General features: G+C 48.1%; 23 protein-coding genes. 11 read left to right on the plus strand and 12 right to left on the minus strand.

Annotated elements, in window-relative coordinates; translation table 11 throughout:
- Nucleotides 1-197: 197 nt before the first annotated feature.
- A protein-coding gene (locus H6G45_RS08100; RefSeq protein ID WP_190597954.1) for an IS5 family transposase occupies nt 198-1,012 on the plus strand; the annotation gives its coding sequence in 2 pieces (ribosomal slippage) (nt 198-564 and nt 564-1,012; 816 coding nt in all).
- Nucleotides 1,013-1,267: 255 nt separating this feature from the next.
- On the opposite strand, the gene H6G45_RS08105 is transcribed toward H6G45_RS08100, so the two are convergent.
- From H6G45_RS08105 to H6G45_RS08135, 7 genes are all read right to left on the minus strand, one after another.
- Entirely contained in the window at nt 1,268-1,720 is a 453-nt protein-coding gene (locus H6G45_RS08105; RefSeq protein WP_190597955.1) for a BLUF domain-containing protein, read from the minus strand.
- 142 nt (nt 1,721-1,862) lie between these two features.
- Entirely contained in the window at nt 1,863-3,005 is a 1,143-nt protein-coding gene (locus H6G45_RS08110) for a response regulator (RefSeq protein ID WP_190597956.1), read from the minus strand.
- A 217-nt stretch (nt 3,006-3,222) separates the two neighbouring features.
- Nucleotides 3,223-3,999: an EAL domain-containing protein gene (locus H6G45_RS08115; protein WP_242018101.1), complete on the minus strand. Its 777-nt coding sequence runs from the start codon at nt 3,997-3,999 to the stop codon at nt 3,223-3,225.
- Between the two features lie 440 nt (nt 4,000-4,439).
- On the minus strand, nt 4,440-6,116 hold the full coding sequence (locus H6G45_RS08120; protein WP_190597958.1) for an NAD+ synthase: 1,677 nt from the start codon (nt 6,114-6,116) through the stop codon (nt 4,440-4,442).
- Nucleotides 6,117-6,165: 49 nt separating this feature from the next.
- A complete protein-coding gene (locus H6G45_RS08125) occupies nt 6,166-6,885 on the minus strand; it encodes an NUDIX domain-containing protein (protein ID WP_190597959.1) in 720 nt (239 codons plus the stop codon).
- 41 nt (nt 6,886-6,926) lie between these two features.
- The gene (locus tag H6G45_RS08130) at nt 6,927-7,790 is read right to left on the minus strand and encodes a DNA-formamidopyrimidine glycosylase (RefSeq protein WP_190597960.1); all 864 of its coding nucleotides are present in this window, start codon (nt 7,788-7,790) and stop codon (nt 6,927-6,929) included.
- A gap of 34 nt (nt 7,791-7,824) precedes the next feature.
- A complete protein-coding gene (locus H6G45_RS08135) occupies nt 7,825-8,049 on the minus strand; it encodes a photosystem I reaction center subunit IV (protein WP_190597961.1) in 225 nt (74 codons plus the stop codon).
- 499 nt (nt 8,050-8,548) lie between these two features.
- On the opposite strand from H6G45_RS08135, the gene H6G45_RS08140 reads away from it, so the two are divergent.
- From H6G45_RS08140 to H6G45_RS08155, 4 genes are all read left to right on the plus strand, one after another.
- The gene (locus H6G45_RS08140) at nt 8,549-9,655 is read left to right on the plus strand and encodes a hybrid sensor histidine kinase/response regulator (RefSeq protein ID WP_190597962.1); all 1,107 of its coding nucleotides are present in this window, start codon (nt 8,549-8,551) and stop codon (nt 9,653-9,655) included.
- A 172-nt stretch (nt 9,656-9,827) separates the two neighbouring features.
- Nucleotides 9,828-10,877: a type 2 isopentenyl-diphosphate Delta-isomerase gene (fni, locus tag H6G45_RS08145; RefSeq protein ID WP_190597963.1), complete on the plus strand. Its 1,050-nt coding sequence runs from the start codon at nt 9,828-9,830 to the stop codon at nt 10,875-10,877.
- Between the two features lie 106 nt (nt 10,878-10,983).
- Nucleotides 10,984-11,892, plus strand: a complete 909-nt coding sequence (locus tag H6G45_RS08150; RefSeq protein ID WP_190597964.1) for a CoA-binding protein — start codon at nt 10,984-10,986, stop codon at nt 11,890-11,892.
- Nucleotides 11,893-12,055: 163 nt separating this feature from the next.
- Nucleotides 12,056-13,222: an NDP-sugar synthase gene (locus H6G45_RS08155; protein ID WP_190597965.1), complete on the plus strand. Its 1,167-nt coding sequence runs from the start codon at nt 12,056-12,058 to the stop codon at nt 13,220-13,222.
- Nucleotides 13,223-13,306: 84 nt separating this feature from the next.
- Here the strand turns inward: H6G45_RS08155 and H6G45_RS08160 are convergent, their stop codons facing one another.
- Nucleotides 13,307-14,008, minus strand: coding sequence for a HEAT repeat domain-containing protein (locus H6G45_RS08160; protein WP_190597966.1), 702 nt, complete (start codon nt 14,006-14,008; stop codon nt 13,307-13,309).
- A gap of 144 nt (nt 14,009-14,152) precedes the next feature.
- Between H6G45_RS08160 and H6G45_RS08165 the strand changes: the two genes are divergently transcribed.
- On the plus strand, nt 14,153-14,452 hold the full coding sequence (locus H6G45_RS08165) for a 2Fe-2S iron-sulfur cluster-binding protein (RefSeq protein WP_190597967.1): 300 nt from the start codon (nt 14,153-14,155) through the stop codon (nt 14,450-14,452).
- An 88-nt stretch (nt 14,453-14,540) separates the two neighbouring features.
- Here the strand turns inward: H6G45_RS08165 and H6G45_RS08170 are convergent, their stop codons facing one another.
- Nucleotides 14,541-14,966: an FHA domain-containing protein gene (locus H6G45_RS08170; protein WP_190597968.1), complete on the minus strand. Its 426-nt coding sequence runs from the start codon at nt 14,964-14,966 to the stop codon at nt 14,541-14,543.
- A gap of 294 nt (nt 14,967-15,260) precedes the next feature.
- On the opposite strand from H6G45_RS08170, the gene H6G45_RS08175 reads away from it, so the two are divergent.
- Nucleotides 15,261-16,415 (plus strand): alanine--glyoxylate aminotransferase family protein, encoded by a 1,155-nt coding sequence (locus H6G45_RS08175; RefSeq protein ID WP_190597969.1) that lies wholly within the window; start codon nt 15,261-15,263, stop codon nt 16,413-16,415.
- A gap of 217 nt (nt 16,416-16,632) precedes the next feature.
- A complete protein-coding gene (locus tag H6G45_RS08180; protein WP_190597970.1) occupies nt 16,633-17,223 on the plus strand; it encodes a Uma2 family endonuclease in 591 nt (196 codons plus the stop codon).
- A 264-nt stretch (nt 17,224-17,487) separates the two neighbouring features.
- Here the strand turns inward: H6G45_RS08180 and H6G45_RS08190 are convergent, their stop codons facing one another.
- On the minus strand, nt 17,488-18,960 hold the full coding sequence (locus H6G45_RS08190) for a phosphoglucomutase/phosphomannomutase family protein (RefSeq protein ID WP_190597971.1): 1,473 nt from the start codon (nt 18,958-18,960) through the stop codon (nt 17,488-17,490).
- Here H6G45_RS08190 and H6G45_RS19820 point away from each other — a divergent pair.
- Both H6G45_RS19820 and recO read left to right on the plus strand, forming a co-directional pair.
- Nucleotides 18,959-19,081: a hypothetical protein gene (locus H6G45_RS19820; protein WP_277922714.1), complete on the plus strand. Its 123-nt coding sequence runs from the start codon at nt 18,959-18,961 to the stop codon at nt 19,079-19,081. The genes H6G45_RS08190 and H6G45_RS19820 overlap by 2 nt on opposite strands.
- A 6-nt stretch (nt 19,082-19,087) precedes the next feature.
- Nucleotides 19,088-19,903, plus strand: coding sequence for a DNA repair protein RecO (recO, locus tag H6G45_RS08195; RefSeq protein WP_190597972.1), 816 nt, complete (start codon nt 19,088-19,090; stop codon nt 19,901-19,903).
- A gap of 29 nt (nt 19,904-19,932) precedes the next feature.
- Here recO and H6G45_RS08200 read toward each other — a convergent pair whose 3' ends face one another.
- Nucleotides 19,933-20,145 (minus strand): hypothetical protein, encoded by a 213-nt coding sequence (locus H6G45_RS08200; protein WP_190597973.1) that lies wholly within the window; start codon nt 20,143-20,145, stop codon nt 19,933-19,935.
- Nucleotides 20,146-20,736: 591 nt separating this feature from the next.
- On the opposite strand from H6G45_RS08200, the gene H6G45_RS08205 reads away from it, so the two are divergent.
- Entirely contained in the window at nt 20,737-21,204 is a 468-nt protein-coding gene (locus H6G45_RS08205; protein WP_190597974.1) for a GNAT family N-acetyltransferase, read from the plus strand.
- 14 nt (nt 21,205-21,218) lie between these two features.
- Here H6G45_RS08205 and pstB read toward each other — a convergent pair whose 3' ends face one another.
- Nucleotides 21,219-22,022 carry a phosphate ABC transporter ATP-binding protein PstB gene (gene pstB, locus H6G45_RS08210; RefSeq protein ID WP_199309644.1) on the minus strand — a complete coding sequence of 268 codons (804 nt, stop codon included), beginning with the start codon at nt 22,020-22,022 and terminating at the stop codon, nt 21,219-21,221.
- Nucleotides 22,023-22,041 lie beyond the last annotated feature (19 nt).

Genomic DNA, 22,041 nt, shown 5'->3' on the forward strand with positions numbered 1-22,041 from the left:
CCCTCAACCGGCTATGGCTTCCCGTCGTCAGCACCACCGCCGCCTTTATGCCCTTGAGTTTACTCTCCAGGTCTACTCCTACGAGTCCTCTTAAACTTTTGTCAGTCAATCAGGGTCATTTCTAAAGAAAATATAAAAAAGAGGGGAGAGAAGAAATTTAGTTTTTGTGGTGGAGTGGTAAAAATTGAGTATTGTGGATGAGCAGTTTACCCAATGTAGCCAATGTGAAACGTAAGCCATATGTGAGTGGAATGAGTGATGCAGAGTGGAAGATAATCGAGCCCAAGCTACCGGCACATAAGGGATTTGGGTGTCCCAGAGAGGTAGACCTGCGAGAAATTATCAATGCTATCTTCTATGTACAGCGCACAGGATGCCAGTGGGAGATGCTCCCCCATGATTTTCCGCCCCATCAGACAGTTTATAAATATTTTCACAAGTGGCAAAGGAAGGGTATCTGGCAAAGAATTTATGATGAATTACGTAAAGAAGCGAGAGAAAAGACGGGAAGAGTTCCCGACTCCAGTGTGGCAATGGCTGACTCCCAATCCGTTAAAACAACGGAAAAAAGGGGGAAGTCTATGGTTTTGACGGTGGCAAGAAAGTTAAAGGACGTAAACGGCACATCGTAGTGGATTCCCAGGGCTTTATTTTAGGATTATTAGTAACGGAAGCTAATGCTTCAGAGCGCTTAGGAGCGGTAGTGATTTTTGATGAGTTGCGTCAGCATTTATCCTCACTGGAAGTGATTTACCTAGACCAGGGCTATTGCGGGGAAAATTTTGCTCGGGCAATAAGGCAAGTGTGTGGAGAATCAGTACGGCTCGAGGTCGTCAAGCGTTCCTCCAAAGAATTTGAAGTTTTAGCCAAGCGTTGGGTGGTAGAGCGTACTTTTGGTTGCTTAAATTACTATCGAAGATTGAGCAAGGATTATGAACTTTATACCGAAATCAGTGAAGCCATGATTTACGGCGCCCTCATTCGTATTATGCTTTCCCGTATTACTTCTTAATTTTTACTTTAGAAATTAGCTCTTAGGGGGGGAACTGCAAAGCCACCCTGCCTCCTCAATTCTGAGGCGAATAGGATTCAAAGTCCCCCAATGTTTGGGGATTGAGGTGAAAAATTAACGCTTTTAACTCTGGAACGGAGGATTCCGCCTATTGTCAGAATGTAAGGCTCGCTACTCCTTGGGGTAGAGAGCTGTTCTTTGGATAGGAAGCTCCAACTTCAGCGCAAGCGAGTCGGGGTAGTTCACAACAGCCTCCTAAAGGTCGAGGAAAAAGTTATCGGATAATTCATAAATTTTGGCAATGTCTAACAAAAAATTAAGACATTGTTCCGGATCCATGGCGTTGGGGCGTAGGGTGGTAAAGCCGGAATACTTTAACACTAACGTCTTGACTTGCTCTGTCGACAAATCATTCACCGTGATGGCTTGCATAGACCAAACTTCAAAATTTCTGCTTTTAATCGGTACACACTCAATGATTTGGGGGGTATGGTGACGCTCGTCCTGGACGATGCGGTGATAGGTTTCATTGATTTGTTCACACTCCCCCTCCAACACCTGTAAAAAAGCGGGCTTGCTGTAGCAGAGCAGCCCGGTAATGCCATTGGCCGGATTATTTCTTTGGGAAGATTCTAAAATATCTTTTAAATCCTGGGGCTGTAGGTTGGGAATGCCCTGACTGCTGTAAATCAAACGATACAAACTCATTTTTGTGTTTAGCTTTTAGCTACTTTATAATTTTAGGATTAGTAATATTTTGGATTGCTGTCTGGATTAGGATTGAGAAGAACAGTGGCTGAAAAGTGAAATCAATCCCCTCAAACTGTCTGCCCATCACCCAGAAAAGCTGTCAGGAGTTGGTTTTATTAGTGGGAAGAAATTCTGCCAACCGACCAAGTAATTCCTCAGGTAGAAAAGGCTCGCTCAAGTACCCAGACGCTTGACAAAGTTTGGTACGGATACCGCTGATTAAATTGTCTCCTTTACCCAATAGTAGGATTGGCACATCTTTAAGTTGATTTGACTTACGACAAAACGAACAGAGCTGATAGCCGTTCATATCGGGCAGGTCAGTATTTATAATAATCAGATCGGGAGGAGAATTCAACAAAACTGTCAAGGCTCGGAAGGGATCCTCTAACACTGAAGTTCGATAGCCCTCTTTTCCTAAAGAATAGGCCATCATGCGTTGGTGAGCTTCCCTATGGTCAACATAAGCCACCAAATAGCGATCGTCCGTTTGAATTTCTTGATAGGGGAGCATTTTAATCTCACCAGTCTTGACCATGGGCTGTAACATCAATGCCAGCTCCAAAGTACTGATTTCTAAATGTCCAGCAATTTCGTACAAGCAATTTAAATTTTCCAAGCAAGTGTGGAAGCGCCTTAACCAATGTTGGCCATGGAGGTTATTTTTCACCAGATTTTGGCGCAAACTAAGCCAATTTTCCACTAGAGGTCGCTGGAAGGGCGAATTAATATAGGATCTTAGTTCCCACCAGTAGCGAATTTTATGCTTAATGGGAGTAATGGTTTTTTCTAACTCTAAATTTAAAAACAGTTCGCTCAGTTCTTTTTCCTGATTAAAACGATAGGATGTTTTGGGTAAAGAAAGCACCTGAACTAAGGCTTCTTGGCTGGCTTGGGTCAAAATCGAACGGGTTTGCTGAAAAGAAAAAACATCCTTTTTCCATAATCCGGAAAGAAAAAGATAATCGTCAGCAATTCTCGACGGCAGTTCGATACCCCTCTGACGGAGGGTGCTACCAATCAAATAGTTGAGTCTTTCTGAACAACCGTTGGCACTGTTAGCCAGGTGAATACGACCATCCCCTAAATACACTTGCCAATAAACAAACTCGTCGAAGGGGTTTTGAACCACTAGTTTGCCGCTGGCTTTTTGGTTAACAAGGGCATAGAGGAGCTTGGCGGGGATTGCCTGCTGAATTTGGACATTACCTGGGGAAGAGACGGATAAAACTGAATTGCTCATTATGGTGGTCGGACGGTGGATAGAAATTGACGATGTTGAAATTAGTTAATTAGCGGAGCAATTGGCTGATTGTTTAATGGTATTGTGCCTTATTTGATTTCTAAGACTTCGACTGTTTGGGCTAATTTAGCCAGATTGAGGGGCGAATTTAGTCTAAAGTTACCGATAAAATCCATGGGATATTGAAGCATTAATAAAAATATTAAAGATAAATTATTTAAACTGTGGCCAGGGGGCGGGAATCCAAAAAGGATGATGTTCTGAAAAGGGCAGTGGCATCTTGGTCCGTTAAAGGGCGACTGAATAGGTAACCTTGACCATAGTCACAATCCATGGATTTGAGCACAGCTAACTGTTCTGAACTTTCTACTCCTTCGGCAATAATTTTCAAGCCTAGGCGGTGCCCCAGTTCGATAATGGTTTGGAGAATTACTTGGTTTTTTTCCCTGGTCAAAAGGTCATCTAAGAAGGATTTATCAATTTTTAACGTCTGGAGAGGTAAATCCTTCAGGTAGGAGAGGGAGGAATAGCCGACACCAAAATCATCAATGGCAATTTGTATGCCCATATCATTTAGTTGATTGAGGTGGTGAATTGTTTCCCCTGGTTCGCAGAGCATAAGACTTTCTGTTACTTCTAGGGTTATTTGTTGGCAATTTATTTTAGTTTGGCTAACAATATTTTTTATTTCGCTTATCAGGTTTGTTTCTTGCAATTGACGCAGGGATAAATTGACCGATAACTTGAAAGGAGGAATGCCCTGGGAAAGCCAGCGTTGGTATTGAAGACAACTTTGCTGTAACACCCAGTAACCCATGGGGACAATTAAGCCAGTTTGTTCAGCAATGGGAATAAACTCGGCGGGGGAAATCAAGCCCAGGCGGGGATGATGCCAACGAATGAGGGTTTCGACCCCCAATAAAGCTCCAGTTTTGATGTCAACTTGCGGTTGGTAATGGAGATGAAATTTGTTCTGCTCTAGGGAATGGGCCATTTCCCAGGCTAGGTTTTGAATTGGGTGGTTAGATTGCGCAGAGTTGACAACCTTATTAACCCCATGTACGGTCAGGGATTTGTTACTAAAATTTGGGATAAGAAAGTTACGAAACCATTGTGACAAATTGTCCAACATTGCTTGCGGTGAGAAAACAAAATTTAGTGAGGAGGTAGGGAACCAATGGTAGATTTTATCACCACGGTAAGGCGAGGAATTCATAACATTTATTTGTTCCAAAAAGAGTAAAGTTATCGATTTTTAAATAAATGCAATTAAGTTATCCTAGACAAACACCAAGCTTAGATGCCAAGTTTGGAAGCAATTGAACTGCGCTTAATATTTTCTTTACATTCATTAAATCCTAACGTAGTCCAGGGAGAAAATTCAATGATCATTACAGACTAATTCCTCCTTGGAGTGCGGCTTTGCTGCTGCAATTAACAGTTTTGGGGATGGAACGCTTGGGCAATGGGCATGCGCCAACCACTGCCAAAGGCCCGATCCGTGACTTTCAGACCCGGGGCGGCCTGGCGACGTTTGAATTCAGATCTTTGCACTAATTGGCAAATTTTTAGTACAGTTTCACGTTCAAAGCCAGCGTTGATAATTTCCTGGGGGGATTGGTGTTTTTCAATTAATCTGCCGAGGATGCCATCCAAAATATCGTAGGGGGGAAGGGAGTCGGCGTCTACCTGCCCTGGTTTGAGTTCGGCGCTGGGGGGCTTGGTGAGGACGTTGGGGGGGATGATGGTTTGTTCCCGGTTGAGCCAACGGCACAGTTCAAATACTTGGGTTTTGGGCACGTCGGCGATCGCCGCTAGGCCACCGTTCATATCCCCATAGAGGGTGCAGTAACCCACCGCCATTTCTGACTTATTGCCAGTGCTGAGGAGTAGATGGCCAAATTTGTTGGCGATCGCCATGAGGAGGTTGCCCCGGATGCGGGACTGGAGATTTTCTTCCGCAATGCCAAAGGGAGTGCCCTGGAAGAGGGGTTCTAGGGCTTGGTCGTAGGTAGCCATAATTGGGCCAATGGCAATGGTCTGGGTAGCAATGCCCAAATTGTCCGCTAAGGCTAAAGCATCCTGAACAGAATGGTCGGAACTGTAGGGAGAAGGCATCAGAATTCCCAGGACATTTTCTTTTCCTAAAGCTTCGACGGCAATGGCCGCCACCAGAGATGAATCAATGCCGCCACTGAGGCCTAAAATTGCTTTACTAAAACCGCATTTATGGAGGTAATCCCCCACCCCCAATACCAGAGCTTGCCATAACTCTTCGGGGCCCGCCATGGGCAAGCTAGCTAATTTTTGCCCAATTAATTCCCCTTTATTGAGGTCATAATTTAATAGAGCTAAATCCTTCTGAAATAATGGCGATCGCCCGATAATTTTACCTTGATTATTGACCGCAAAACTACCACCATCAAAAATTAAATCGTCGTTGCCTCCCACTTGATTAACATAAATTAAAGGAACATTAGATCTTTTGGCACTGTGGCTAATTAAAGATTCTCGCAGGCGATGCTTGCCACAACTATAGGGAGAAGCGGACAGGTTAACAACTAAATTTACCCCCTGATCGATCAAATCCGTGAGGGGATTAACTTGGTAAAACTTTTGCCCCCAAAAGGCTTCATCGTTCCATAAATCTTCACAAATAGTTACACCAATTTTGACATTTTTGTAAGTAAAATATTTACTCTTGGGGGCCGAGGCAAAATAACGGTCTTCATCAAAGACATCGTAGGTGGGCAGGAGACATTTATGAAAGCGCTGTTTTACCTTTCCTTGCTCAATTAATACAGCACTATTCCAAAGTTTTTTTTGCCCCTGATGTTCTGCCTCGTGGTGCGGCGTAACAGTGCCCACCAAAACTGCCATAGAAGGGGGGATTTTTTCCGCCAACCGTTGTAATTCCCCCTCCAATTGCTGCACAAAACTTGGATTAAGTAACAAATCCTTAGGGGGATAACCACATAGGGCTAATTCCGGAGTTAATAGTAAATCAGCTCCCCTTGCCTGGGCTTGCAGGGCCGCAGTGACGATTTTTTTTGCATTCTCGGCGATCGCCCCAATGGTGGGATTAAGTTGGGCAAGGGCAATGGTAAACATAGTCAGAGGGGTATTATGGTAATTATCACTTTAATCCACCGACCTCAATTCAGACAAATATGAGGGCCTTATCTTTAAAAGGGGCAAAGGCCTGGGCATCAAAACGAAAAAGACTGGCGGGACGACCCACCCCTTTACTGATTTTTTGGCCAGTATCCTTGAGAAAACCCAACTTCAGTAAGCGGGAGCGGAAATTAGAATAATCAGAAAAATCTTCCCCTAAAACCGTGGTGTACAGTTGAAATAAATCGTTTAAGGTGAACAATTCTGGCAGCACTTCAAAGGCAATGGGACTGTATTCCAACTTATTACGGAGCCGTTGATAGCCATAGTCAAGGATTTGATTGTGGTCAAAGGCCAAGGGGGGAATGGCCGCCACATTATGCCAACTGACCTGACTGAGATTTTTGCTCATTAGCTGGGCATCTTCGTAGCGAATTAAAGCAAAATAGCTGACGGAGAGATACCTGACCCCGTACTGCTCCGGGGCCTCCCTGGGGTCTCGACCAGGGTTGCCAAATGTGTATAACTGTTCTAGGTAAAGATTTTTGACGGCAATTTTCTCTGACAAAATCCGGTGGGCGGCCCCCTCTAAGGTTTCCCCCATTCTCACTAAAGTACCGGGAAAGCTCCAATGATTTTTGTAGGGCTCATCTTCCCGTTTAACTAATAAGACCAATAAACGATGCAGGTGGGTATCGACGGAAAAAATCACATTATCCACACCCACTTTGAAGTCAGCTAAATAGTTTGGTCGAGGCTGGCCCATAGGATTTATCAATAATTTGTTTGACCTATATTTGTCGGCGTTTACCGGTCCAATTTTGGTTGACACTGGGGGCAAAAGTGGGCCGAACGGCCAGCTAATTTAAGTTTGGCGATCGCCGTACCACAATGGCGACAGGGTTCCCCTTCCCGACCATATACCTGGGCTATACCACCGTAATTACCATTGATACCCGTCACCTGACGATAGTCACTGAAGCTGGTGCCTCCCGCGGCGATGGCCGCCGTCAACGTGGCTTTGATTTGTTGATGTATCCTTTCACAGTCCTGCCTACTAACCTGATTACTGCCCATGGTAGGGTGCAAGCCACAAAAAAATAGCACCTCATCGGCGTAAATATTACCCAACCCCGCCACCAAGCGTTGATCCAACAACGCATTTTTTAAAGGACGGCGACTAGATTTCAGCTTTTCGTAGAGATATTCCGCCGTAAAATCCGCTCCAAATGGTTCTGGCCCCATCTGCCCCAGCCCCGTAATTACTTCGGCCCAAGGGCGATCGCCTGGTAGGAGCCAAATTTTACCAAAGGTGCGGGTATCGACAAAGCGTAACTCCCGGCCACCTTCGAACTGGAGCACCACCCTAGTGTGCTTTGGCCTCTGCTGACTCCGCTCCGCCCAGAGTAACTGTCCTGTCATGCGTAAATGGCATCCCAACCACCCTGTTGGGGCTTTGGTCTGACTTTTTCTGAGTTCCCCCAGCAAATACTTACCCCGCCGTTGCCAGCCCACCAAGCGACAACCGGTAATTTGACTTTGAAAATCCTCAACAGAAAAGGGGTAGGCAAGACTGCGATCAAGCAACACTTCCCCTCCCCCGATGGTCTGCTCCAGGGTCAAACGATTGAGCCCCCGGCATACTGTTTCCACTTCTGGTAGTTCTGGCACAGTTCAACGATGCAAATTTAGTCCATGGTCAAGACTATTTTGCCGCTGCTTGCACCAATTCCAATTCATTCTCGGCAAAGTTGTTGGTGTTTACCCCGGAAGCACTACCGCTGAAACCGTTGTAGTTCACCCGCTCGAAGCGCACAATCACCGGATAGAGAATGCCGCTTTTTTCCACACTAGCAACCGTGCCAACATCACCGTACCAGTAGGACTCAGTGCGTTTGATTCTAACTTTGTCACCACGATTTAAGGCCATGATTTAATTCCTTAGATAATTGCGATTTGTAAAAAACTATCCCGTTTGCTGGTGTCCCAAGGAAGCCCCAGGCAACAACCCAGCCCACTTAACGCCAAATTCTACCAGCTTTATTCTGCGTCCTCCCCCTTCCCCCGACTTTCCTAAAACAATTCTTTACATATCAATGCCCTGGGGACCAGTTCCAGAGATAAGATCTCGACCAAATGTCCCTTTCTGGAACAATGGATGGATAATGGAAGGACAATCGGTAGTGATAAATAATTTTAAATTTTCTTTAAACTCGCCCCTCCATTTACCAAAACCAAATAAAATTCTTTTGTACCGCAGTCCGGTATAGGGTTTGATTCCCAGACCGCCCGATGGTCTGAAGGTTTTCCTAGCAAGAAAACCATGGTGTAAGGGGAGTATGGGGTTGAAGACTGTGCCCCCAATCCCCAAGTCGAGAAATCATCAAAAAAGTCAAAATGACCTACAATCACTTTTTTAAATGTGACCGATGGCTAAGATTTTAGTAATTGAAGACCAGCTAGAGGTCAGGCAGAACATAGAAGATATCCTCACCTTGGAAGACTATGAAGTTATCTCTGCCCCCGATGGTGAAACCGGTCTGGCTTTGGCGAAGCAACATCTACCGGACTTAATTCTCTGTGATGTGATGATGCCCAGGGTAACGGGATTTGAGGTGTTGATGACCCTGCGTCAGGATCAGGAGTTGGCAGTTATTCCCTTTATCCTGTTGACAGCGAAGGCGGATCACCATGCATTTCGCCAGGGGATGGAATTGGGGGCGGATGATTATTTAACCAAACCCTTTACCATTGATGAATTACTCCATGCCATTACCAGCCGTTTAGACCGCCATTATCAGCGCCAGGCCATGGTGGAAAGTCGTCTGGATAATTTGCGCCAGCACGTCACCCGTTCCCTGCCCCATGAATTGTTGACCCCCCTGAACGGTATTTTGGGCACGTCCCAGTTGATGATCAATTTCTACGATTCCCTGTCCCACAATGAAGTGATGGAATCGTTGCATGACATCAAAACCTCTGGGGAGAGACTCTACCGTTTGGTGGAGAATTTTTTGTTAATGGCGGATTTAGACTTGCTGTTGGCCAGTCCCGCTCGTCTACAGGTGTGGCAATCCCGTTTGAGTCAATACACTGAATTACCATCGAGTTTGGTCCCGATGTTGGAAAATTTGGGACAGAATCAACCCCGCCGTCAGGACGTGGAAATGATGGTTGTGCCCCAGCGCATCCAAGTGGCCGAGCCGGATTTTCAGAAAATTATTCGAGAGTTGATCGACAATGCTTTTAAGTTTTCCCTGCCTGGCACCCCAGTGCAACTGGAAGCAGTGGTTAAAAATGGCCTCTGTGAACTGACTATCCAAGATCACGGTAGGGGCATGACCAAAGAGGAATTAGGTTCCATCGGCGCCCATGTCCAATTTCAGCGCTCTGAATTTGAGCAACAGGGTTCCGGCCTGGGGTTGACCTTAGCCCAACGGCTAACGGAACTCTACGGTGGCCAATTGGCGATCGCCAGTGTCCCCGGGGAAGGCACCACCATTACCATTCAGGGCTGGGAATCGACCCCCATTTAAAGCACTGATGAACTGGTGAATAGTATTGAAAGTGATATTTTCTAACATCTCCTGGCAGCGCCACAATCTGCCCCGCTTTAAATCCTAGGTAAGTTATTTTTAAAATATTGTCCCATTCTCCCTAGTTGATGGGAGCGTTGCCTGTTTGCCGATAGTTGTAATGTAATTCCCCATGGATAGCACTCCCCACCGTAAGTCCGACCATATCCGCATTGTCCTAGAAGAAGATGTCCTAGGCAAAGGGGTTTCCACCGGCTTTGAAAGATTGATGCTAGAACACTGTGCTCTGCCTGAAGTGGACTTGGACGGGGTGAATCTGGGGCTGAACCTCTGGGGGAAATCCCTCGCCTACCCCTGGTTGATTAGCAGTATGACCGGGGGCACTCCAGAGGCCAAGCAAATTAATTTGTTTTTGGCGGAGGTGGCCCAAACCTTGGGCATTGCCATGGGTTTAGGTTCCCAACGGGCCGCCATTGAAAATCCTGATTTAGCCGCCACCTATCAAGTCCGGTCCGTGGCGCCGGACATTTTACTTTTTGCCAATCTCGGATTAGTGCAGTTAAATTATGGCTACGGTTTGGCAGAAGCCCAGCGGGCCGTGGCCATGATCGAAGCGGACGCTTTGATTTTGCATCTCAACCCCCTCCAGGAAGCAGTGCAACCCGATGGCGATCGCCGTTGGTCGGGGCTCTGGTCCAAGCTGGAAACATTGGTACAGGGTTTGGAAGTGCCGGTCATTGTCAAAGAAGTGGGCAATGGTATTAGTGGCCCGGTGGCCAAAAGATTGCAGGAATGTGGCGTCAGGGCGATCGATGTGGCCGGAGCCGGGGGCACCAGTTGGAGTGAAGTGGAAGCCCATCGACAAACCGATCGCCAAGCGAAGGAAGTGGCCCATAATTTTGCCGATTGGGGATTGCCCACAGCGCTGAGTTTGCAACAGGTGGTGCAAAACACTGAACAGATTCCCATTTTCGCCAGCGGCGGTATTCGTTCCGGCATTGATGGGGCCAAGGCGATCGCCCTGGGGGCCACCTTGGTGGGTAGTGCTGCACCGGTATTGGCGGAAGCCACAGTCAACACCCAAAGGGTTTATGACCATTACCAGGCCCGCTTGAGGGAACTGAAAATCGCTGCCTTTTGTTGTGATGCGGCCAATCTGACCCAACTAGCCCAGGTTCCCCTCTGGGACAGACAATCAGGACAAAGGTTAACTAAACCTTAAGGGACATTTTGCTCTGGTTGACGATACAGTGAAGGCTGGACTGCTTGATCTCGATATAGCTGCGGAGTAGGGCATCAAGCCATAGTTTTCCTTCAATAATCCCCCCATGAAATGGCATAAAGAAAGCAAAGTATTATTACAAGGAGTACATCATCCCCTCGGTTTAACCTATCTAGAGCAGATGCGGAGTTGTGGTACCAAACTGGTGGCGGGGGTGAGTCCGGGCCATGGGGGGGAACTGATTGACGATTTGCCGGTATTTGACTTGGTAGATTTGGCCGTTAAAACCGTAGGCTCCGTGGACATTAGTTTAATTCTCAATCCCCCCTACCGAGTTTTAGATGCGGCCCTAGAGGCGATCGCCGCTGGCATTCGTCAACTGGTAATTGTGTCCGCCGGAGTCCCCCCCCTGGATATGATCACCCTCCTGCGGGAAGCCCAAGCTACCCACACCCTGATCCTTGGTTCCGGCAGCCAAGGCATTATGGTGCCCCAACAGTTTTCCGTCGGTACCCTGGACCCCAATTGTTACCTGCCTGGGCCCATCGGCATTATTAGCCACTGTGATCGCCTCACCGACGACATTGCCCAAACCTTAAGCGCGGCCGGCCTGGGGCAATCCATGGTAATCAGCCTGGGCACCGACGGCCTCAATGGTTCCAACTTTGAGCAATGGCTCCAGGTGCTGGAAGAAGACGAACAAACGGAAACTATTTTATTGCTGGGGCAACCCAACAGTAACGGGGAAATGAGGGCGGCGGATTATGTGGCCTCCGCCATAGAAAAACCCGTAGTGGCCTATCTAGCGGGGCGGGGCGCAAAAATCAAACGGCATTTTGGCGACTCCCTAACCATTGTGGCCAACCAACTATCCCATAAACGTCCCCTCTTAACCAGCGTCGAGCAAACGGTACAAGCCTTTGAGAAAGCTAACATTCCGGTGGCGGAAGCCCCCTGGGAACTGCCCATTTTTTTACCCCTAGCCATGGAAAGTCGCCATTTGGGCGGTGATTAGGGCAAAGATGATGGAGACAGCTTCTTTTTTTCCCTAGCGGTCACCATGGGGTTGGTTACCACCCCAAGCTTTCAGCTATGCTTATTGGAGTAGCGGGAAGAATCTTGATAGACTGGCTGGGAGCTATGCCAATTTGTGTGATTGAGTTTGAGGAAAATTGTTGATGAAAGCCATGATTTTGGCCGCCGGCAAGGGCACTCGGGTCAGACCAATCACCCACACCATTCCCAAGCCGATGATCCCCATTCTGCAAAAACCAGTGATGGAATTTTTGCTGGAGTTATTGCGGCAACACGGTTTTGATCAAATCATGGTCAATGTGAGCCATCTGGCGGAGGAGATAGAGAGTTATTTTCGGGATGGGCAGAGGTTCGGCGTACAAATAGCCTATTCCTTTGAAGGGAATATTGTCGATGGCGACCTGGTGGGCAAGGCCCTCGGATCGGCAGGGGGATTAAAAAAAATTCAGGAGTTTAATCCCTTTTTTGACGATACTTTTGTGGTGCTTTGTGGTGATGCACTAATTGATTTGGACCTCACCACTGCGGTCAAGCTCCACCGGGAAAAGGGAGCGATCGCCACCATTATCACCAAAACGGTGCCCAGGGAATTGGTCTCTAGCTATGGGGTAGTAGTTACCGATGACAATGGCAAAATTTTAACCTTCCAGGAAAAGCCAGCGGTGGAAGAGGCCCTGAGCACAGAAATTAACACGGGCATTTATATTTTTGAGCCGGAAGTGATTGACTACATTCCCTCCGGTCAGGAATACGACCTGGGGGGGGATCTATTTCCCAAGCTGGTGGACAGCGGCCTACCCTTTTACGCGGTCAATATGGACTTTGAGTGGGTGGATATTGGTAAAGTGCCGGACTATTGGCAGGCCATCCGGGGGGTACTTTCCCGGGAAATAAAAAATGTACAAATTCCCGGCATTGAAGTTAGACCGGGAGTCTATACCGGCATTAACGTGGCCGCTAACTGGGACAATATCGAAATTGAGGGCCCAGTGTATATTGGTGGCATGACCCGCATTGAAGATGGGGTAAAAATCATTGGCCCTTCCATGATTGGCCCCAGTTGCCTAATCTGTCAGGGGGCGGTGGTGGACAACAGCGTAATTTTTGAGTATTCCCGTTTAGGCCCCGGGGCCCGTTTGGTGGATAAATTAGTCTTTGGTCGTTACTGTGTGGATAAAACCGGAGCGGCGATCGATGTGCAGGCAGCGGCTTTGGATTGGTTAATCACCGATGCCCGCCATGCGGCCGTGCAATATCGCCAGGAGTATCCGCCCCAAAGGGAAATTTCCAAACTTCTCCAGCCGGAATAGTGGGAGAAATGGACTGGTGAGGAATTGTTTTCTTTTCCCCTGGTTACAAACTTTGATTGAATGGGGGAAACTTGGACAGATAACCTAGCTAGGCAATTCTAATTTTTGCAGGGATAGCTGGGCTGCCTGGGACACTTGGGGATGTTCGTCCCTAACCATGAAAGTCAGAGCGGAACGACTCTGGTCACAGGGTAAATTACCCAGGGCTTCCGCTAATCTTTGGCGAATTAACCAATCTTCGTGGGAAGCAAACGCCAAAATTGCCTCCACCGCATCCACCGCGCCAATTTCCCCTAGAGCCGCGATCGCCGCTTGTTGCACCACTGCTTCATCACTTTTCAGCGCTTCTAGCAAGACAGTTTGGGCTCGAATATCTTTTAAATTGCCTAGGGCCACCGCCGCACTGAATCGCACCAGCCATTCCGTATCTTCGTAAAAAGCTCGGCAGAGGGGATGGAAAGCCCGTTCGTCTTCTAGGTAACCCAGGGCCCCCGCCGCGTCGGCCCGGATGCCGTAATCTTCATCGGTTTCCAACAGCTTAACCAGAATGGGATAGCATTCCTCCGTTTGCTTAATGCCCAGGGCAAACACCGCCATGGAACGCACCTGCAAAGTATCGTCATCCAGAACTTTCTTAATCAGAGGCACCGCTTCCTCGCTGGAATAGGGTCTAAGGGAAGCTAGGGCAATGAGGCGATCGCGGGAATTGGGGCTGTCGAGTTGGCTGGCAATTTGTTCGAGGGTCAGGGCTGTCATGGCTAGGTTTCTGAGAATTTCTTCTGCCATTGTAACAAAACTTTATAAAACCATCTTGGTGTTCTCCCCCGGCGATCGGTCGGTAAACCCCCCACCGACAAATTTTCCCCAGGCAACATAATCCCGTAAACTTTCTTAATATAGTTCGTCCCCTGAGGACAGGAGGAAATTGCGGTGACCATTACCTTTGTCAAAGAGCAGAAAGATATTATTGTGGCCCAGGGTGCCAACCTAAGGGAAAAAGCCCTGCAGAATGGCGTTGATATTTACACCTTGAAGGGAAAGTTGATGAACTGTGGCGGCTACGGCCAATGTGGCACTTGCATAGTGGAAATCACAGCGGGCATGGAAAATCTTTCCCCCAAAACCGATTTTGAAAATAGGGTGTTACGCAAAAAGCCCGACAACTTTCGCCTCGCTTGCCAAACCTTGGTCAATGGGCCAGTGAGTGTGAATACCAAACCCAAAGGCTAGGGGCGATCGCCGAGGATTTAGGATTTGCTCAAGCCTTGTCGAGGGTAGGCATCCCCCTTAATATTAAGTTTCAAAATTACCCTCAAATCTAATTAATAACCGTCTCTTTCGAATCCCCAGGGTGGAGGCCGGGAGATTTCTGTTCTTCCCCTGGTCCGGCTGGAGCGGCATTCTGTTTGGCTAGTTCCCGTTCCAGGGTGCTGAGTTCAGACTGGAAGCGAATTTGTATTTTGGGTCCCGAACTGGCTAGACGCAGAACCATGCCATCCTTTAGGACGAGTTCTTCCACGGTTTCCGCTTCCATATAGGTGCCATTGGCCCCCAAGTTAACGGCAACCCAACCATCCCCTTCTGGTCGGAGCTCTAAATGGTGGCGGGATACTACAGCACTGTAGAGTACAACATCGTTATCCGCCGCCCTACCCACACGGATGCTTCGTTCCGATTCAAAGGTCCAGCTCTGGACAGCAACGCTTTTACCCGGCAGGAGGAGGGTGAGTGTGATGGCGGACATTCAAGTTATGCGTGCATTTGATTAACTGTTTCCCATTGTACGGTCTGTCCTGCTTTTGCACCCAGACAATCTTGACGGGGCTGATCGCCGGAGAGTCAGTCGTATTAAGGCGTCCTTAATGTCAACGAAGGAAATCAAGCCGAGGCCACAGGGCAGATTTTGCCAGCGCCATGTTTTGATAATATGGGAAGCCTAACTATCATGCCCGATTACCTCGGCATTGATAACAATTACCGACAAATTAACCCTAGAAAATTACCTGACTGCGTTTAGCGAAGGGGAGGATTGACCGCGATGGACAATAAGCAAATGTTGATGATTCCGGGGCCAACTCCCGTACCAGAAAAAGTTTTGTTGGCCATGGCAAAGCATCCCATTGGCCACCGCAGTGGTGATTTTAGCAAAATCATCGCTGAACTGACGGCAAACCTCAAATGGTTACACCAAACCCAAAATGATGTTTTGATGCTGACCACCAGCGGCACGGGGGCGATGGAGGCGGGCATAATTAACTTCCTCAGCCCTGGCGATCGGGTGTTGGTGGGTAATAACGGTAAATTTGGCGATCGTTGGGTTAAGGTGGCCAAAACCTTCGGTTTAGCAGTGGAAGAAGTTAAGGCCGAATGGGGCAAGCCTTTGGATCCCAATGCCTTTAAAACGCTGTTGGAAGCGGATACTGCCAAGACCATCAAAGCTTTGATCATTACCCATTCCGAAACCTCAACGGGGGTACTGAATGACTTGGCCGCCATCAATACCGCTGCCAAAGCCCACGGTGGAGCGTTAATGATTGTGGATGCGGTGACCAGTTTAGGAGCCACTCCAGTGGCGATCGATGAGCTGGGTCTAGACGTGGTGGCATCCGGTTCCCAAAAGGGCTACATGATTCCCCCTGGGCTGGGATTTGTCTCCGTCAGTCGCAAAGCTTGGCAGGCTTATGAAACTGCCACCATTCCCCGCTTCTATCTGGATTTGAAAAAATACAAAAAATCCACCGATGAAGATAGCTCCCCCTTCACTCCCCCCATCAACCTAATGTATGGGTTGCAAGCATCCCTGCAAATGATGAAAGCGGAGGGCCTAGAGGCTATTTTTGCCCGCCATCAACGGCACACCAATGCGACCCGGGCGGCCATGAAAGCTTTGAACCTACCCCTATTTGCCCCTGACAATGCGGCCAGTAATGCCATCACCGCCGTTGCGCCCCTGGGAGTGGAAGCGGAGAAAATTCGCAGTACCATGCGCAAAAAATTCGACATTGCCATGGCCGGTGGGCAGGATCACCTCAAAGGTAAAATCTTCCGGATTGGGCACCTGGGCTTTGTCTGTGACCGGGATATCCTCAGTTGCATCGGGGCTTTGGAAGCCACTTTGATTGAACTTGGTTATGAGGGTGTGAACCCTGGAGCTGGGGTGGCTGCTGCCGCTGGAGTTTTGGCCCAGGGTTAAAAAAGCCCTAGCAATCTCAAAATATCAACAATGGCGATCGCCAAATATCCCCACAGAGGGGAGGTAAACCAGGGAATGAAAATTCCGACCTTGGATTTATCTCCTCTTTTTCGGTGTCTGTATTTGGCTAGTGAGACTAACTAGAGTCACTGTCACCAAGCCGGCTTTCAAAAGAACTGATAGGGTGAAAGTAGTTGGACGCAGGGCTTAAATTTTTATGCAGTTATCCATTTGTTTGCCGGAAACTCCCCTCACCGTAACTCCGGAGCAATTTCTGGCGATCGCCGTTGCCAACCCAGACCTACGCTTAGAGAGAACTGCCAACGGAGAGTTAATTGTGAACCCACCAACGGGGAGTGAGTCCAGCCGCCGTAATCTGAGTATTACTGCACAGCTCTGGAATTGGGCTGAAAGCCATTCTGAGTTGGGAGTGGCATTTGAGTCTTCCTGTGGTTTTCGTTTACCTAATGGTTCTACCCGTGCCCCCGACGCGTCTTGGATCAGTCGTGAACGTTGGGAGGCCTTGAGTCCAGTGGAGAAAGAGGGATTTGCGCCCCTTTGTCCCGATTTTGTAGTCGAATTGCGCTCCAAAACTGATAGCCTGTCTACCTTGCAAGAAAAAATGCGGGAATATATGGAGAACGGTGCCCGTTTAGGCTGGTTAATCGATCCCCAGAACTGTCAAGTGGAGATTTATCGTTATCGTTCAAAGGAAAAAACGGTGGAGATTCTCGTGCAACCAGAGGCCCTATCGGGGGAAGATATATTGCCTGATTTTGTTCTTTCCTTGATCCGCATCTGGCCTTAACTGCATTTCAGACCACTATTTCTGCCTTAACCATTGCTTAATGGGGAAAACCGTGCTAAGCTTCCAACCCTATGCACTACGCCATCCCCAAAACCTACGCCGAACTAGATGCCCTACGCCGTTTCCCCGCTAACGAGGAATTGGTGGCAGTGGCGATCGCCGGGGTCATTAACTGGGCCCGGGCCAACGAGCAGTCTTTGGATGACGTGGTTCAGGAAATTTTGGCGGAGGATGGTTTATTGGATTATGTCCAAAGGGACCGCCTCAGTGAGATGATTGTGCAGGCTTGGCAGGCGTTACCGCATTTGCCCAATCCTTTGCCCAGTGGAGCACCGTCTGTACCCGGGAACTGGTGGGAGCCTCGCAGTAAAGCCGTAGTAAAGGTTCCGTCCCACTAAAACGAATTAATAGCCAACCGCCACCGGCCATGCGGAATTTGTAGCCGTCGGTGGTCAATAGATCTGTCACCTTTTCCCCAGCGATTTCCTTTAGGGGGTTTTCATTTAGGGTTTGTACCAAGGCAGTGCGGACAGCCATGCTGGCCAAAGGTAAATCAATGCGGTCATATTCACTAACAAAGCCGACTTTTTCCTGGAGCCGACCATATTGCTTACTAATATCCTGCCGGGACTGCACCACCGTTTCCAACACATACAGGGCCGATAACAGGGCATCCCGTTCAGGAATGTGACTCCCATAGCCAATGCCACCGGACTCTTCCCCACCAATCAACACTGGGCTAGTTAACATCCTGTCGGCTATGTACTTATAACCGATCGCCGTTTCTGTGAGGGGAATGCCGTAAAGCTCTGCCAATTTTGGGATTAGGTCGGAGCCGCTAACGGTTTTAACGATTTCCCCCTGGAGGCCCTTTTGGGTAGCCAGATGGTAAATCAAAATGGGAATTAAACCCTGGGAACTGAGAAAATTGCCCTGGCCGTCCACTGCGGCAATGCGGTCCGCATCCCCATCAAAAATCAAACCCACCCGCAACTCTGGCCCACCAGCTTCGGCCGCCGTTTTCAGCGCTGCTAATAATTTGGGGACATATTTGGGCAAAGGTTCCGGGGATCCACCACCAAACAAGGGATCCCGATCGCCGTTAATTTCATCGATGGGGCAACCAAGCAACCGTTCCAAGCCACTGGCGGCAGCCCCGTGCATCACATCGGCAAACACCCGCAATTTTCCTTGTTGAATCGCAGTTCTGATGGGCGTCACATCCACTTTGGCCTGTAAACCCTGGCAGTAACTAGGCCAGGGATCAAAATACTGCAAACTGCCTCCTGATGAGGGCGGGAGCAAGGGATTTTGTAATTGGGCTTCGATTTTTGCGGTAATGTCTCCCCCCACAGAACCCCCAAAGGCCCCTTTTACCTTGAGCCCTAAATAGTTGGCCGGGTTATGGCTAGCAGTTAAAACCAAGGCGCCTAGGGCATTTTCCCGGTGGGCAGCCCAACTAAAGGCCGGCGTGGGAGCATAACATTCGCTCAACCAAACTTCAAAGCCCAACTCCTGCACCGTCTGGGCCACCAAAAGTGCAAATTGTTCCGCCATAAAACGGCGATCGTATCCCACAATTAAGCGATGTTCCCGACCATTACCGCCAAATTCTTCTGCCAACACCTGGGCCGCCGCCGCCGCTACCAAAGCCACCCGCTCAAAGGTAAATTCTGCGGCAATTACCCCCCGCCAACCATCGGTACCAAATTTAATCGGAGCAGGAGTGTAAACCATGACAAACCCATTTATTTTTGGAGCAATTACCCGTGGCTATTTTACCCCAAGCCTTGGCTTTCCCTTTCCCCTGGGGCAGGATTTTCTAGAATGGGAGAGTCCCCCACCATCGCCCCCCTGAACGCCATTGAGCCGCACTTACCAAACCCTAGGCATTGTCGTTAAAGGTATGGCCTTTGGGGAATCCGATCGCCTAGTGACCATTTTTTCGCCGGAATATGGACTGATTCGAGCCATTGCCCCCGGGGCCAGAAAACCAAAATCTAGCCTCAGGGGCCGCACCGAGCTATTTGTAGTCAATCAGTTTCTGCTATTTGCGGGAAAAAGTTTAGACCGCATCAACCAGGCGGAAACCCAATACTCCTATCCCGGCCTGGGGCAAAATGTTTGTAATTTGGCGGCGGGGCAATATTTAATCGAACTAATCCTGGCCCTGGGGACGGAAGCCAGCGCCCAGGCATCTCTGTATGAACTGTTCACTGAACATTTACGCCGGTTGGAAACAGAAGCAACGGCGGAGGATATTTATGGCCATTTGGCCCAAGCGTTGTTCCATTGCCTGGGAGCGGAGGGCTTTGCACCCCAATTTCATCACTGTGCCATCACGACCCAAACCATTCGCCCTAATTTTTACGATCACCAATGGCGGGTGGGCTTTAGCCCGGAGTTGGGCGGTATTGTCGACCTGGGAAATAAGGAGGGTATCGGCCCCATTCCCCAAATGCGCCGCTTAACCGCCATGGAACTCAGTTTGTTACAACAACTCAACCAAGCGACTCTACCGGATCCCCAGCAATTCCTACCGGCGATCGCCCGGAAAAATTTTCGCCTCTGGGACTGGGTGAAAGCGGAAAATCTCATGCGCCACTACGCCCAACGTCAACTGGGAAAAAGCTTCCGGGCCGCTGTTTTGCTGGATAGTATGTGGGAAGTCGATTTCTAGACTAGCTTCCCCTCCCCGTTCATGCCCAATTAATCAATATCAATGCTTTGGGGGCGATTATCCTGGGTCGTTTGATTAATGTCTGCCCCAGAAAAGTCCGTTACCCCTTGCTTTTGTAGCCATTTTTTCAAGGGATCATCGGTCAGTTTTAGCCGCAGTACACCAGATACAAACCCCCCAGCGAAGGCGATCGGTTGTTGGCAAAGTTCACGGGTCACTGGTTTAAGTTCTTCAAGAAACATGGGCATTAGCAATAAAGTTCGAATGGCGAAAAATTGCGAGACAGGCAATACCCGTCATTATACTCAATTAACCTCTGGCTGAGTTTGGACAAGTACAACTAAAATCCTTGACAGATGAGGCTTTCACCATGTAATGTCCTGTCTTTTCAGTCGAATATCAACGCTAAAACGATTCTCAGGCTGGCCAAAACAGCAATAGCCCTAGGCGAGCAAACTTGGTTGTGCATTCTTGCGTCTCCATTGCCCTCCCCAGTCTAGGAGTTAGTTGATTATCATGATTTATTAAGACGCCGCAACAAATGATCTAATTTTACGTTAGCATTCCGTCAAGAATGATAATTTGTGCTGTGGCTTCACCCCTATATTTGATACATGTACGTAATTTACGTAATTATCGCACTTTGCCCAGTAGTCTTCAGTAGAATATCGAACACCGGAGGTTGATGTTTGCCAAAAATTTTTAAAAGATCAAGTAATTTATGATATTTTAAAGCGGTTATCTTCTTCTCAGGCTTTTGAATTAAGAGATGTTAAAATTTGAAAAATAAATATCTAATTTGACAATAAAATACCCAGGAAAAACAGAAGCTTATGACTGATAATGACCCGCTTAATCTTCGTCCCACCCAGGTGAAAGATTTGACTAGAATCTTACCCTTGGTTGAAGCATTTTATCAACATTTTAGTTATCCATTCAGTCAAACGGAAAAAGCTCAAACTCTACGAGAACTTTGGAACAATCCCGACAGAGGTTGTTTTTGGTTAATTGAGCAAGACCAAGGCGTTGTCGGTTATGTGTATGTTTCCTTTTATTTCAGCCTCGAATTTGGTGGCAGAACTGCTTTTATTGATGAATTATTTATTTCATCCGATCGCCGTGGTCAGGGAATTGGTTCACGCATCATCGAACTAGTGGAAGGGGAGTGCCGAAAGCTTAATCTCAAAGCATTACATTTAGAGTCGGAACGCAGTAATGAAAGAGCCACAGCTTTGTATAAAAGAATGGGTTTTGTCGACTATGATCGTCGTTTACTAACCAAACATTTGAATGATTGTTAAAAGGTAGGGATCGATTAGCCGAATCTGCCGGCCACGTAATCCCTGGTTTGGATTTCCTGGGGACTAGAGAAAATACTCTGGGTGCTATCAAATTCCACCAACTGACCGATGCGACTTTCGTCAGTATTAAAAAAAGCCGTGTAATCCGATACCCTCAGGGCCTGTTGCATATTGTGGGTAACAATGGTGATGGTCACCTTTTCCCGCAGACTTTTAATCAATTCCTCAATTTTGAGAGTGGAAATGGGATCGAGGGCGGAACAGGGCTCGTCCATTAGTAGCACTTTGGGATTAACCGCTAGAGCTCTGGCAATGCATAATCTTTGCTGTTGTCCCCCCGATAGACCCAAAGCGGACTTTTTCAAACTATCTTTGACCTCATCCCATAACACAGCCCTGGTGAGGGAGCGTTCCACAATTTCATCCAGTTCTCCCCGGCTAGCCCGGCCACTGAGCTTAACCCCATAGACAATGTTGTCGTAGATACTAGTGGGAAAAGGATTGGGCCGTTGAAAGACCATACCAATTTCCCGACGCAGACTGTTGATATTGACTTTAGGGTCGTAAATGTTTTGCCCCAAAAACTCCACTGTTCCCGTCACCTTGACCCGGCCTTCCAGTTCGGCAATGCGGTTAAAAGCCTTGAGCAAAGTTGATTTACCACAGCCAGAGGGACCAATCATAGCAGTGACCCTACCAACGGGGATTGCCATGGTTACCCCCTCCAACACTTTTTTGGTGCCGTAATAAAATCCCAAACCTTCAACCCTGAGGGCAGGTTGTACACCCGCTGTCATTGAACCGGACAAATTAGTCATAGATGGTAAACGGGGAAAA

This window comes from Synechocystis sp. FACHB-383 (assembly GCF_014698605.1).
Lineage (GTDB): Bacteria > Cyanobacteriota > Cyanobacteriia > Cyanobacteriales > Microcystaceae > Synechocystis > Synechocystis salina.